This window comes from Streptomyces sp. DH37 (assembly GCF_029813835.1).
Classification (GTDB): domain Bacteria; phylum Actinomycetota; class Actinomycetes; order Streptomycetales; family Streptomycetaceae; genus Streptomyces.
In genome coordinates this window covers 1-12,778 of sequence record NZ_JARVKV010000104.1, presented here as the reverse complement: position 1 = coordinate 12,778, position 12,778 = coordinate 1, and the positions used below count along the sequence as shown (strand labels likewise).

Here is a 12,778-nt window from a genome sequence, read left to right as displayed (position 1 = left end):
GGCCGACGGCCCGCCGGACGCCGCGGGATGTCACGGAACGCGGGCCGCGATCCGTCCTGGGGACGGCAGGGAAGGAACACACACCACAGGAGGCTCGCCATGGCCCGCATCTCCCTCGACCCGCCCCGCAACCCGGTGGCGCGCATCGGCCGGTGGTACTCGCGGCGCAGGTACGGCCGTGTGCTGGACCCCGTCGCGGCGATGGGGCACCACCCGCGCGTGCTGCTCACCGGTGGCCGCTTCGAGCTGGGGGTCGCCAGGTGGAAGGCGCTCGACCCGGTTCTGAAGCACCTGGCCGTGATGGCCTCGGCGGCCCGCATCGGCTGCTCCTGGTGCATGGACTTCGGCCGGTGGGAGGCCCGTGAGCTGGGGCTGCCGATGGAGAAGGTCCGGTGCGTGCCCGTCTGGCGCGAGCACCGGGACCTCTTCTCCGACCTGGAGGCGCGGGTCATGGAGTACGCCGAGGCGATGACCGAGACCGAGCCCGCGGTCACCGACGACATGGCGCGGGAGCTGGTCGGGCGGCTGGGTGAGAAGGCGTTCGTGGAACTGACGGTGATGGTCGCGGTGGAGAACATGCGGTCGCGGGTCAACAGCGCGTTCGGCCTGGTCGGGCAGGGCTTCTCGGAGAGCTGCGAGGTGCCCTCGCGCGCGCCGGGCGGCCCGTCGGCGCCGGCCCGGCCGGGGCCGGACGCGGCGAAGCCGGTCCCGTGGGAGTGACGGCCGTCCGGGCGCGGTCGTGGGCGCCGGGTCCGGTGGGGACGGCAGGGGCGGCGGCCGCACGGGTCCTGACCGTGGCCGCCCCCACCGCCGCCCCCACCGCCGTCCGTCCGGCCGTCCCGGCGTTCGTCCGTCCCCGCGCCGCGGGCGTTCTCCGTGGGTGCCATGCCCCCACGTTCCCGCCCGGCGCCCTGGCCGCGCTTCCCGCGCGATGGGGAACCCCCTCCCCCGCGCGGGGGAGGGGGCCCGCGGTCCCCGGCCGGGGAGCGGGGGCGCGGCGGCTACAGCCGCCGGGTGGCCAGGGTCAGCCGGTCCCGCGCGTCGAACAGGGCCTCCCTGATGGTCTGTTCGTGGGCGGGGGTCAGGCGCGCCACCGGCACCGAGCAGCTGATGGCGTCCCGCGCGGGGGTGCGGTAGGGGATGGCGACGCCGAAGCACCTCAGTCCCAGGGTGTTCTCCTCGCGGTCCACCGCGTAGCCCTGCTCGCGGATCTGGTGCAGCTCCCCGATCAGCTTCTCGCGGTCGGTGACGGTGTGCTCGGTCAGCGGTGCCAGTGTCTCCGGGAGCATCGCGCGGACCTGGTCGTCGTCGTACGTCGCCAGCAGCGCCTTGCCCAGCGAGGTGGAGTGCGCCGGCAGCCGCCGTCCCACCCGGGTGAAGGGGCGCAGGTAGTGCTGCGACTGGCGGGTGGCGAGGTAGACCACGTTCGTGCCGTCCAGCCGGGCGAGGTGGATGGTCTCGGTGGTGTCGTCGGAGAGCCGGTCCAGGGTGGGCCGGGCCGCGGCCACGACCTCGTCGCCGTCGATGTAGGAGGTGCCCACCAGCAGGGCGCGCACCCCGATGCCGTAGCGGGTGCCGGTGGCGTCGGTCTCGATCCAGCCCAGCTCCACGAGCGTGCGCAGCAGCATGTACAGGCTGGACTTGGGGTAGCCGACGGCCTCCTGGACGGCGGCGAGGGTGTGCATGCCGGGTTGTCCGGCGAAGAACTCCAGCAGTTCCACGGTGCGCACCGCCGACTTGACCTGTGCCCCGCCCGCCTCCGGTTTCCTTCCGGGGGCGCCCCCGCGCGCAGACGTCATACCGACCTTGACCCTTTCGCTCGACCCGCCATAGAGTCCCGAGCAATAGTTCACACATCGGGACAGTGTTCAGCATATCGAACAAGGTCTCCGGGGGGACAGCCCCTGGAGCCCCAGGATCCCGGACGCGCCCCCCGGTCGGCCCGTCGATCCCCGCGGTCGCCCGGCCGGCAGCCGTCTCGAAGGAGGAGTTCAGCGGTGGCAGTACCAGTGTGGAGCGTCGACCCCAGGACGGGGAAGCGGCGCGAACAGGTCGCGGTCGAGGCCACGGCCGCCGACGTCGACGCGGCCGTACGCGCCGCCCACGCGGCCCGCGGCGAGCTGGCCGGCCGTACCGCCCGGATCGCCCTGCTGCGCGCGGCCGCCGAGGAGCTGGAGGCCGCGCGCGAGGAGATCGTCGCGGCCGCGGACGCCGAGACCGCCCTCGGCGAGGCCCGGCTGGGCGGTGAACTGGGCCGCACCACCTACCAGTTGCTCGCCTTCGCCGACGAGGTCGCCGACGGCGCGTACCTGGACGTCACCATCGACCACGCCGACGCCTCGCTCACCCCGCCCCGGCCCGATCTGCGCCGCTACAAGATCCCCCTGGGCGTCGTGGCCGTCTACGCCGCCTCCAACTTCCCCCTGGCCTTCTCCGTGCCCGGCGGCGACACCGCCAGCGCGCTCGCGGCGGGCTGCCCGGTCGTGGTCAAGGCGCACCCGGACCACCCGGCCACCTCCGAGCTGTGCGCCGCCGCGCTGCGCCGCGCCGCCGCCCGCACCGGCCTGCCCGAGGACGTCGTCTCCGTGGTGCACGGCTTCGACGCGGGCGTGGAGCTGGTCAAGCACCCGCTGGTCGCCGCGGCCGGGTTCACCGGCTCCATCCGGGGCGGCCGCGCCCTGTTCGACGCCGCCGCGTCCCGCCCGGTCCCCATCCCCTTCCACGGCGAGCTGGGCAGCCTCAACCCGGTCGTCGTCACCGAGGCGGCGGCCAGGGAGCGCGCCGAGCGGATCGGCGGCGGGCTGGCCGGGTCGATGACGATGGGCAGCGGGCAGTTCTGCACCAAGCCCGGGCTCGTCCTCGCCCCCGAGGGCGAGGACGGCGACCGCCTGCTGGACGCCCTGGCCGGCTCCGTCGCCGAGGCCGCCCGCGGGCCGCTGCTGGACACCCGGATGCGCGAGGCGTTCCTGGCCGGGGTGAAGGCCCGCGCCGAGCTGGAGGGCGTGACGGCCCCGGTCGCCGCGGCCGAGGGCGAGGAGCAGACCGTGGGCGCGGGCTTCTTCACCGTCCCGGCGGAGAAGCTCGCCGCCTCCGAGCAGCACGGCCTGCTGCTGGAGGAGTGCTTCGGGCCGGTCACCGTCGTCGCCCGCTACCGCGACGCCGACGAGGTCAGCGCCGTGCTCTCCAGGCTGCCCGGCAACCTCACCGCCACCCTCCACCTCGCCGAGGAGGAGGCCGGCGAGGAGGACGGCCCCGCCGCCCGGCTGCTCGCCGAGCTGACCGGACTGGCCGGGCGCGTCCTGGTCAACGGCTGGCCCACCGGCGTCGCCGTCGCCCCCGCCCAGCACCACGGCGGCCCCTACCCGGCCACCACCTCCACCTCCACCTCGGTCGGGGCCACGGCCATCGAGCGCTGGCTGCGCCCGGTCGCCTACCAGGACACCCCGCCGGCGCTGCTGCCCGAGGAACTGCGCGACGACAACCCGCTCGGCCTGCCGCGCCGGGTGGACGGGCGGCGCGAGGGCTGAGTTCCCGGGGTTCCCGGGGCCCCCGGTCCCGGGGTTCCCGGGGCTCCGAGCCCCCGGGCCCCTTGCACCCCTCCCTCCGTGGCCGCCCTCGCCGAGGGCGGCCACGGCCGTGGTGAAAGCGGGACGGGGGAGCGCGGTCGCGGTCATAAGGAAGGCTTTGGCTCCGGCCAAGACAATTCGCCATGGACAGGAGCGAACCGGGGCGACAGAGTGGCGTCCATGGAGACCACCTCACTGCCGGGAACACCGAACCAGCCGAACCAGCCGGAGCAGCCGGAGCAGCCGAACCTGCCGGAGCAGCCGGAGCTGTCGGCCCTCGTGCGGAGCGAGTTCGCCCCGAGGACCGCCTACCTCAACACCGCCTCGCACGGCCTCACGCCCGCCCGTACCGCCGACGCCCTGCGGGAGGCGGTCCGGGAGACGGTGGAAGGGCGCATCGACATGACGCGCTGGTTCGCCGTGATCGAGGAGGCGCGGGCCCGCTTCGCCCGGCTCGCCGGCCTCGCCCCGACCCGGGTGGCGCTCGGTTCGGCCGTCTCCGCGCACGTCTCGCTGGTCGCGGGCTCGCTGCCGCCCGGCGCCGAGGTGCTGGCCGCGGACGGCGACTTCAGCTCCCTGGTCAACCCGTTCGCGATGCGCGCCGACCTCAAGCTGCGCACCGCCCCGCTGGCGGAGCTGGCGGACGCCGTCCGGCCCGGCACCGCGCTGGTCGCCGTCAGCGCCGTGCAGTCGGCGGACGGCCGGATCGCCGACCTCGCGGCCGTCGCCGGGGCCGCACGGGCCCACGGCGCCCGCACCCTGGTGGACACCACCCAGGCCACCGGCTGGCTGCCGCTGGACCCGGGCGCCTTCGACTACACCGTGTGCGGCGCCTACAAGTGGCTGCTGTGCCCCCGCGGCACCTCCTTCCTCACCGTGCCCGAGGACGGCGGGGACCTGGTGCCCCTCCAGGCCGGATGGGTCGCGGGGGAGAGGCCCTGGGACAGCTGCTACGGGACGGTGGAGGAACTCGCCCGCTCCGCCCGCCGCTTCGACACCTCCCCGGCCTTCCTGCCGTACCTGGGCGCCGAGCGCTCCCTCTCCCTGGTCGAGGAGGCCGGCCCGGAGGCGATCGGCGTCCACGACCGCGCCCTGGCCGCCCGCTTCCGCGCCGGCGCCGCGCGGCTGGGCCACCGCCCGGTGCCCGGCGACTCGGCGATCGTCGCGGTGCCCGGGCTGGGCGGGGCGGCGGAGGCGCTGAAGGAGGCGGGCGTGGAGGTCTCCGTCCGGGCGGGGAACCTGCGCGCCGCCTTCCACCTGTACAACACGGCCGAGGACGTGGACCGGCTGCTGGCGGCGCTGCCCCCGGCGTGACCGGCCGCGCGGGGCGGCGTGGCGGCACCGGCCGGTGCCGCTACGCCGACTCCCGTCGCACCAGCTCGGTCGGCAGGATGACCGCCGAGGGCTCCTCGCCGCCGATCAGGGCCAGCAGCACCCGCACCATCTCCGAGCTGATCCGGTCCCACGGCTGGCGGACGGTGGTCAGTCCCGGGAGGCCGGCGACGGCGGCGGGGGAGTCGTCGAAGCCGCCGACCGCGACGTCGTCCGGCACCCGGCGCCCGGCCCGCTCCAGGGCGGTCAGCGCGCCCCGCGCCATCAGGTCGGAGGCGACGAACAGCGCGTCCAGGTCCGGCGCCCGCTCCAGCAGTTCGGCGGCGGCCCGCTCCCCGCTGTCGCGGCTGTAGTCGCCGTGGGCGACCAGCTCGTCGCCGGCGGGGAGCCCGGCCCCGTCCAGCACCTCGCGCCAGCCCGCCAGGCGCTCCACACCGCCGGGGGTGTCCAGCGGCCCGGTGACCGTGGCGATGCGGCGGCGGCCGAGCGACACCAGGTGCCGCACCATGTCCCGGGCGCCGTCCCGGTCGTCGGCGGCCACGTGGGCGATCCTGGCCGTGCGCCCGGTCCGGTCGATCGGCTTGCCGCTGGCGACGACCGGTATCCCGGCCTTGATGAGCTGCTCGGCCACCGGGTCGCCGGTGTGGCTGGAGACCAGCAGGACGCCGTCGACGTGGCCCGCGGTGACGTAGCGCACGACGCGCCGCCGCTCGGCGGGCGTGCCGGCGATCATCAGCAGCAGCGGGACGTCGTGCGCGGCGAGCGCCTGCGTGCAGCCGCGCAGCAGCACGTTGAAGTTGGGGTCCTCGAACAGCTTCTCCTGCGGTTCGGTCAGCAGGAAGGCCACCGAGTCGGAGCGGCCGGTGATCAGGCTGCGGGCGTGCCGGTTGACGACGTAGCCCGTCCTGCGGATCGCCGCCCTGACCGCGTCCGCGGCGGCCGGGCTGACGTTGTGCCCGCCGTTGAGGAACCGCGAGACCGTTCCGCGGGAGACCCCGGCCTCCCGCGCCACGTCGTGGATCGTCGGCGGGCGCCGCCGCTCGCTGCTGCTCATGCGGTGACCATCCTCGTTCGTCTCCCCCGCTCTCCCGCGTCCCCTGCGATTCTCCGCGATCTTCCCGGCCCTCCGGCTCCCGGTTCAGGACTTTACGGCTCCGGAGAGCAGGTCCAGGCTCCAGAACCGCTGGATCACCAGGAACAGGGCGATCAGCGGCAGGACGGCCAGCAGGGCCCCGGTGATCACCAGGGTGTAGAGGGCGGGGGCGTTGGACCCCTGCTGGAGCAGGGTGAACAGCCCCAGCGTGACCGGGAACTTCTCGTCGTCGCCGAGCATGATGTACGGCAGCAGGAAGTTGTTCCAGACCGCGACGAACTGGAAGAGGAAGACCGTGACCAGGCCCGGCAGCATCATCGGCAGGGCCAGGGAGCGGAAGATCCGCCACTCGCCGGAGCCGTCCATCCGCCCCGCCTCGACCACGTCCGCCGGTACGGCCGCGGCGGCGTAGATCCGGGCCAGGTAGACGCCGTAGGGGGACAGGACCGACGGCAGCAGCACCGAGAGGTGGGTGTCGGTCAGGTTCGCCTCGGCCAGCAGCAGGTACTGCGGCACGGCCAGGATGACCGGGGGCATCAGCACCCCGGTGAGCAGCACGTTGAAGACGGCCTCCCGGCCGCGGAAGCGGTAGACGGCCAGGGCGTAGCCGGCCAGCGCGGACACGGCGGTGGACAGCAGCGCCCCGAGCCCGGCGTAGAGGGCGGAGTTGGCCATCCACTGCCAGTAGACGCCGTCGCGGTAGGCCGACAGGTCCGCCAGGTTCCGCGCGAAGCCGGTGCCGGGCAGGAAGGTGAAGGTGGAGAACAGCTCGCGGCCGGACTTGGTCGAGGCGACCACCACCCAGGCGACCGGCAGCAGGCAGTAGAGCGCGCCCAGGAACAGCGCGGCGGTGGGCAGCGGCGCGACGCGGCGCGGGGCGCGTGCGGGAGCGGCGGCGGTCATCGGGTTTCCCCCTGCCTGGTACGGGAGTTCGCGATCCGGAGGAAGCCGAAGGAGAGCACGAGCGTGACCGCGGCGACGACCACCGCGGTGGCGGCGGCCGAGTGGATGTCGCCGCGGACGAAGGCGTCCTCGTAGACCTTCATCAGCGGGCTCCAGGTGGTGGGGACGCTGTTGGTCAGCGGCTTGAGCGTGGTGGGCTCGCTGAACACCTGGAGCGTGGCGATGACGGAGAAGAAGAAGGTCAGCACCAGCGACGGCGCCACCATCGGGATCTTGATCCGCAGCGCGATCTGCAGCTGCGAGCAGCCGTCCAGCCGGGCGGCCTCGTAGACCTCGGCGGGGATCGCGCGCAGCGCCGTGTAGATGACGATCATGTTGAAGCCGGTGCCGCCCCAGACCGCGATGTTGGCGAGCGCGACGTAGAGCGCCCCGCCGTCGAGCAGGTCCGGCTCGGGCAGGCCGAGCTCGCCGAGCGCGAAGTGGAGCGGGCTGACGTCCGGCAGGTACAGGAAGCCCCACAGCAGCGCCGCGATCACCCCGGGGACGGCGTACGGCAGGAAGATCGCCAGCCGGGTGAAGGAGCGGCCCCGGACCCGGTCGGCGTCCAGCATCAGGGCGAACAACAGGGCGAGGCCGAGCATGACGGGGACGACGATCAGGCCGTACCCCAGCACCCGCAGCGCGCCGGCGGCCAGTTCGGGGTCGGTCAGCGCGTCCGTGTAGTTGGACAGGCCGGCCCACACCTCCTCGCGCGCCCCCTTGCCCAGGCCGAGCCCCTTGACCTCGACCCTGCGCAGGCTGAGGTCGAGGGCGTAGCCGACGGGGAGCGCGAAGAAGAGGAGGAACAGGGCGGCGGCGGGCAGCAGGAAGAGGTACGGCGCCCGACGCGCGCCGCTCGTCCTGCGCGGCGCGCCCCCCGGCCGCGTCCCCGAGCCCCCGCGGGCCGGCGGCGCGGTCTTCCCGGCACCGGCCGCCGTGGTGCCTCTCACGCGTGTCACCGGTGTCACTCGGAGACCTCGAAGCCCTGCTTCTCCAGGTCCGCCACGGTCGCCTCGTGCATGGTCCGCAGCGCCGCGCCGAAACCGGACCGGTCCTTGGCGGCCTTGCTGAAGGCGTCCTTGAAGGCGCTGTAGGCGACGTTGACGTTCGGGCCCCACGCGGCGGGCGCGGTGCCCTCGGCGATCCGCGCGGCCCGCTCGTAGAAGTCGGGCTGGTTGGGGAAGAAGTCCGGTGCCTTCGCCAGGGCGTCGCCGCTCTGGGCCGCCTGGGCGGCGGGGTAGATGCCGCCCTCCCTCACCAGCGCCGCCAGCGCCTTCGGGTCGGTGTTCAGCCAGGTGGCGAACCGCGCGGCGGCCTCCTTGTGCTCCGAGTCGTTCGTGACCGCGGTGGTCGAGCCGCCCCAGCTGCCGGTGGTGTTCGCGCCCTTCTCCCACTGCGGGAGCGGCGCCACCGCCCACTTCCCCTTGGTGTCGGGCGCGGCGGTGGTGAGGGTGCCGGGGGCCCAGACGGCGCTGACCCAGGCGATCTGCCTGCCGGTGTTGAGGGCCTTGTTCCAGGCGGGGGTGTACATCGGCTGGTTGTCGATGGCCCCCTCCTCGACCAGGGAGCCCCAGAAGTCGGCGACCCTGCGGGTGGCCGCGTCGTCGATCGCGACCTTCCACGTCTGCCCCTCGGTGGTCCACCAGCGCGCGCCGGCCTGCTGGGCGAGGCCGGCGAAGAGGCCGGCGTCGTTGCTGGAGAAGGTGGTGAGGTCCTTGTCCGGGGCCCTCTCCTTCAGCGCGCGGGCGGTGTCGGCGAACTCCTCCCAGGTGGTGGGGACGGACAGGCCGTACTCCCGGAAGAGGTCCTGGCGGTAGAAGAACATCATCGGCCCCGAGTCCTGCGGCAGGGCGTAGACCGCGTCGGTGCCCAGGGTGACCTGCTGCCAGACGCCGGGGGCGAACTCCTCCTCCGCCCCGGCCACCTCGCCGGATATGTCGGCGAGCACGTCGTTGCCGACCAGGGTGGGCAGCGCCTGGTACTCGGCCTGCACCAGGTCGGGGGCCTCGCCGGCCTTGGCCGCGGTGATGGTCTTGGTCACCAGGTCGTCGCCGCTGGCCTGCTTCTTGACCGTGACCCGGACGTCCGGGTGCTCCTCGTTCCAGAGCGCGACGACCTTGTCCATGCCCGGCGCCCAGGCCCAGTAGGTCAGTTCGGCCGGACCGGACCCGGCGTCGTCCTCCGACGAGCCGCAGCCGGTGAGGGCGGCGGCCGCCAGAGCGACCGCGGTGCACGCCGCGACGGTGCGGTGGTTCATGTTTCCTCCCTGACAAGGCGCTGTGAACGTGCACAGTAGAGAAACCCGACTGACTCTTGTCAATGGTTCGGGGCTTGATGTTTTCTAGGAAGCGCGGCCGATGCACGGCTGTGAACGTTCCCAGTTTCTTCCCGGTTGTTTCCCAGTTCTCTCTCGGACCGGCCCGTCCGGGCCCGGATCCCGACCCAGGAGGTCGTGTATGGTGCGCCTCGCCTACGGCGGCGACTACAACCCCGAGCAGTGGCCCGAGGAGGTCTGGCACGAGGACGTCGCGCTGATGCGTGAGGCCGGGGTGACCATGGTCAGCGTCGGGATCTTCTCCTGGGCGATGGTCGAACCCGCCGAGGGCGTCTTCGACTTCGGCCGGCTCGACCGGATCGTCGGCCTGCTGCACGACAACGGCATCGGCGTCGACCTGGCCACCCCCACCGTGGTGCCGCCCGCCTGGTTCTACCGCGCCCACCCCGAGGCGCTGCCCGTCAGCCGGGAGGGCGTGCGCTGGGAGTTCGGCTCACGCGGCGCGATCTGCCACAACTCGCCCGCCTACCAGGCCGCCGCCGCCCGCGTCACCCGCGCGCTGGGCGAGCGCTACGGGAACCACCCGGCGGTGGTGATGTGGCACGTCCACAACGAGTACGGCGTCCCGGTCCTGGAGTGCTACTGCGAGACCTCCGCCGCCGCCTTCCGCGACTGGCTGCGGGAGCGCTACACCACCCTGGACGCCCTCAACGCCGCCTGGGGCACGACGTTCTGGGGCCAGGTCTACGGGGATTGGGAGGAGATCCGGCCGCCCCGGGCGACCCCCACCGTCTGCAACCCCGCGCAGCGCCTGGACTACGCCCGCTTCGCGAACGACAGCGCCCTGGCGAACTTCCGCCGCGAGCGCGACCTGCTGCACGAGCTGTCCCCGGGCACGCCCGTCACCACCAACTTCATGGTCTCGCCCACCCAGTGCGACACCATCGACTACTGGGCCTGGGGCCGCGAGGTCGACCTCGTGACCAACGACCACTACCTGGTGGCCGAGGACGACCGCAACCACGTCAACCTGTCGATGGCCGCCGACCTGACCCGCTCGGTCGCCGGCGGCGGGCCGTGGCTGCTGCTGGAGCACTCCACCAGCGGCGTCAACTGGCAGCGCCGCGGCATCGCCAAGCGGCCCGGCGAGATGGCCCGCAACTCCCTGGCCCACATCGCCCGAGGCTCCGAGGGCGCGATGTTCTTCCAGTGGCGCGCCTCCCGCTTCGGCGCGGAGAAGTTCCACTCGGCGATGGTCCCGCACGCCGGCACCGACAGCCGGATCTGGCGCGAGGTGACCGAACTCGGCGCGCACGTCGGCGCGCTGGAGGAGATCCGCGGCACCCGCACCGTCGCGGACGTGGCGGTGGTGTGGGACTGGCAGTCGTGGTGGGCCCAGAAGCTGGAGTGGCGCCCCAGCCAGGACCTCGACACCCGCGAGCGGGCCGAGGCCTGGTACGCCGCGCTCTTCGACCGCCATCTGACCGCCGACTTCCTGCCCCCCGGGACCGGTCCGGCGGAGGCGGCCGCGTACCCGCTGGTGGTGGTCCCCGCCCTCTACCTGGCCACGAGGGAGGCCGGGGAGAACCTGCGCGCCTACGTCGAGGGCGGCGGCACCCTGGTCGTCTCGTACTTCTCCGGCATCGTCGACGAGCACGACGCCGTGCACCCCGGCCCGCACCCGGGCGCGCTGCGGGACGTGCTGGGGCTGACGGTCGAGGAGTTCCAGCCGCTGCGGGCGGGGCGGACCGTGACGCTCCGCTCCGGCGACGGCCCGTCGCTGGAGGCCGACGTGTGGGCCGAGACCGTGGTGACGCGCGGCGCCGAGACGGTGTGGTCCTACGCCGACGGCCCGGCCGCGGGCGGCCCCGCCGTCACCCGCCACCGGCTGGGCGCGGGCACGGCCTGGTACGTCTCCACGCGGCTCGGCGCGGACGGGCTCGACGCCGTCCTGGCCGCGGCGTCCGCCGACGCCGGCATCGCGCCGCGCGACGAGCTCCCGCGGGACGTGGAGGTGGTCCGCCGCTCCGGCGAGTCCGGCACCTACCTCTTCGCCCTCAACCACACCAGCGCCGACGCCAAGGTGCCGCTGGAGGGGGCCGGCACGGAACTGCTCGGCGGCACACGCGTGGCCGGCCGTCTCGCGGTGCCCGCGGGCGGGGTCCGCGTGGTCCGCCTCGAGGGCTGAGCCCCCGGCCGCCCCGCGCGCCCCGGCCGGAGCGGTCCGGCCGGGGCGCGGTCCACCCCGTTCCACCGCGCTTCACGGCAGGTCACAGCGGGTCACGGCGGGTAACGGGGAGTCACAGCGGGTCACAGCGGGTCACCGCGCTCCACAGCAGACCACGGAAGAAACCGAGGAAGAAAGAGCCCCGCCATGCGCAGACGCACCGTCCTGAGGCTGGGAGCAGCCGCTCTCGCCGCCCCCGCCCTGGCCACCGCCGTCCCCGGCACGGCGTCCGCCGCCCCGCGCCTGCGCGTCCGCGGCGCGGACGTCTCCTCCCTCGCCAAGAGCGAGGACCTGGGCGGCACCTACCGCCACGCCGACGGCCGGACCGGCGACGCCGTGCGGATCCTGGCCGGGGCGGGGGTCAACTGGGGCCGTCTGAAGGTCTGGGTGGACCCGGCCGACGGCTACCACACCAAGCCGCAGGTCCTGCGGACGGCCCGGCGGCTGAACGAGGCCGGCATGAGGATCCTGGTCGACTTCCACTACTCCGACACCTGGGCCGACCCCGGCAAGCAGTACAAGCCCGCCGCCTGGGAGAGCCTCCACGGCGCCGCGCTGGAACAGGCGGTGCGCGACCACACCGCCGACGTCCTGGGCGCGCTGCGCGCCCAGGGCACCCCGGCCGCCATGGTCCAGATCGGCAACGAGATCAACGGCGGCATGCTCTGGCCCGACGGCTCCACCGACGACTGGCCCCGCCTCGCCGGGCTGCTCAGGGCCGGCGCCGAGGCCGCCCGCGCGGCCTCCCCGGGCATCCGCGTCGCCCTCCACCTCGCCGAGGGCGGACGCAACGAGGCCACCCGCTGGTGGTTCGACAACGCGGTGGCGCACGGCGTGCCCTTCGACGTCATCGGCCTGTCCTTCTACGGCTACTGGCACGGCACGCTCGCCGACCTCCAGGCCAATCTCGACGACGTTTCCGCCCGCTACCGCAGGGACGTCTTCGTCGCGGAGACCGCCTACCCCTTCCGGCTGGACAGCGAGGACTTCCTGGAGAACATCATCGACCGGCCCTCCGAGCTCGTCCCCGGCTATCCCGCCACCCCCGCCGGGCAGACCGCCTGGCTGCGCGACATCACCGCCGTCGTCGCCGCCGTCCCGGGCGGGCGGGGCCTGGGGCTGTTCTGGTGGGAGCCCACCTGGACCGCCGTGCCCGGCAACGGCTGGGACCCGGCCGACCCGGCCTCCGGCAACGGCTGGGAGAACCAGGCCCTCTTCGACTACGACAGCCGCGCCCTCCCGGCGCTGGGGGTCCTGGGCCGCGGCTGACCCCGCGCCCTCGGGTCTCCCCGCGCGCCCGTCCGCGCGCCCACGGCGACGGGGCGGGACCGCCGCGGCGGTCC

The 12,778-nt window shown here is 74.3% G+C and carries 9 protein-coding genes and 1 pseudogene; 5 read left to right on the top strand and 5 right to left on the bottom strand.

Annotated elements, in window-relative coordinates:
* The first annotated feature begins 99 nt into the window (after positions 1-99).
* Positions 100-720 (top strand): carboxymuconolactone decarboxylase family protein, encoded by a 621-nt coding sequence (locus QC029_RS29375; RefSeq protein ID WP_279558881.1) that lies wholly within the window; start codon positions 100-102, stop codon positions 718-720.
* Between the two features lie 281 nt (positions 721-1,001).
* Here the strand turns inward: QC029_RS29375 and QC029_RS29370 are convergent, their stop codons facing one another.
* Positions 1,002-1,799: an IclR family transcriptional regulator gene (locus QC029_RS29370; RefSeq protein ID WP_279558880.1), complete on the bottom strand. Its 798-nt coding sequence runs from the start codon at positions 1,797-1,799 to the stop codon at positions 1,002-1,004.
* Between the two features lie 198 nt (positions 1,800-1,997).
* Between QC029_RS29370 and QC029_RS29365 the strand changes: the two genes are divergently transcribed.
* Together QC029_RS29365 and QC029_RS29360 are read left to right on the top strand one after the other, a co-directional pair.
* On the top strand, positions 1,998-3,527 hold the full coding sequence (locus QC029_RS29365; protein WP_279558879.1) for an aldehyde dehydrogenase (NADP(+)): 1,530 nt from the start codon (positions 1,998-2,000) through the stop codon (positions 3,525-3,527).
* 219 nt (positions 3,528-3,746) lie between these two features.
* Positions 3,747-4,880 (top strand): aminotransferase class V-fold PLP-dependent enzyme, encoded by a 1,134-nt coding sequence (locus QC029_RS29360; RefSeq protein ID WP_279558878.1) that lies wholly within the window; start codon positions 3,747-3,749, stop codon positions 4,878-4,880.
* A gap of 40 nt (positions 4,881-4,920) precedes the next feature.
* Here the strand turns inward: QC029_RS29360 and QC029_RS29355 are convergent, their stop codons facing one another.
* The 4 genes from QC029_RS29355 to QC029_RS29340 all read right to left on the bottom strand — a co-directional run bounded on the left by QC029_RS29355 (position 4,921) and on the right by QC029_RS29340 (position 9,190).
* Entirely contained in the window at positions 4,921-5,952 is a 1,032-nt protein-coding gene (locus QC029_RS29355; RefSeq protein WP_279558877.1) for a LacI family DNA-binding transcriptional regulator, read from the bottom strand.
* 84 nt (positions 5,953-6,036) lie between these two features.
* Positions 6,037-6,894: a carbohydrate ABC transporter permease gene (locus tag QC029_RS29350; RefSeq protein WP_279558876.1), complete on the bottom strand. Its 858-nt coding sequence runs from the start codon at positions 6,892-6,894 to the stop codon at positions 6,037-6,039.
* Complete coding sequence (locus QC029_RS29345) at positions 6,891-7,760, bottom strand: carbohydrate ABC transporter permease (RefSeq protein ID WP_279558882.1); 870 nt, start codon at positions 7,758-7,760, stop codon at positions 6,891-6,893. The genes QC029_RS29350 and QC029_RS29345 overlap by 4 nt, the downstream gene beginning before the upstream one ends.
* 137 nt (positions 7,761-7,897) lie before the next feature.
* Positions 7,898-9,190, bottom strand: coding sequence for an ABC transporter substrate-binding protein (locus tag QC029_RS29340; protein ID WP_279558875.1), 1,293 nt, complete (start codon positions 9,188-9,190; stop codon positions 7,898-7,900).
* 199 nt (positions 9,191-9,389) lie between these two features.
* Here QC029_RS29340 and QC029_RS29335 point away from each other — a divergent pair, with 199 nt between their 5' ends.
* A complete protein-coding gene (locus QC029_RS29335; RefSeq protein WP_279558874.1) occupies positions 9,390-11,396 on the top strand; it encodes a beta-galactosidase in 2,007 nt (668 codons plus the stop codon).
* A 282-nt stretch (positions 11,397-11,678) separates the two neighbouring features.
* Positions 11,679-12,704: pseudogene (locus tag QC029_RS29330) on the top strand (arabinogalactan endo-beta-1,4-galactanase); the annotation flags it as partial.
* Positions 12,705-12,778 lie beyond the last annotated feature (74 nt).

Bases quoted from the DNA above. Each gene is read 5' to 3' on its own strand.
- QC029_RS29375 (WP_279558881.1), top strand. From the start codon at position 100: ATGGCCCGCATCTCCCTCGACCCGCCCCGCAACCCGGTGGCGCGCATC.
- QC029_RS29370 (WP_279558880.1), bottom strand. From the start codon at position 1,799: ATGACGTCTGCGCGCGGGGGCGCCCCCGGAAGGAAACCGGAGGCGGGC.
- QC029_RS29360 (WP_279558878.1), top strand. From the start codon at position 3,747: ATGGAGACCACCTCACTGCCGGGAACACCGAACCAGCCGAACCAGCCG.
- QC029_RS29355 (WP_279558877.1), bottom strand. From the start codon at position 5,952: ATGAGCAGCAGCGAGCGGCGGCGCCCGCCGACGATCCACGACGTGGCG.
- QC029_RS29350 (WP_279558876.1), bottom strand. From the start codon at position 6,894: ATGACCGCCGCCGCTCCCGCACGCGCCCCGCGCCGCGTCGCGCCGCTG.
- QC029_RS29340 (WP_279558875.1), bottom strand. From the start codon at position 9,190: ATGAACCACCGCACCGTCGCGGCGTGCACCGCGGTCGCTCTGGCGGCC.
- QC029_RS29335 (WP_279558874.1), top strand. From the start codon at position 9,390: ATGGTGCGCCTCGCCTACGGCGGCGACTACAACCCCGAGCAGTGGCCC.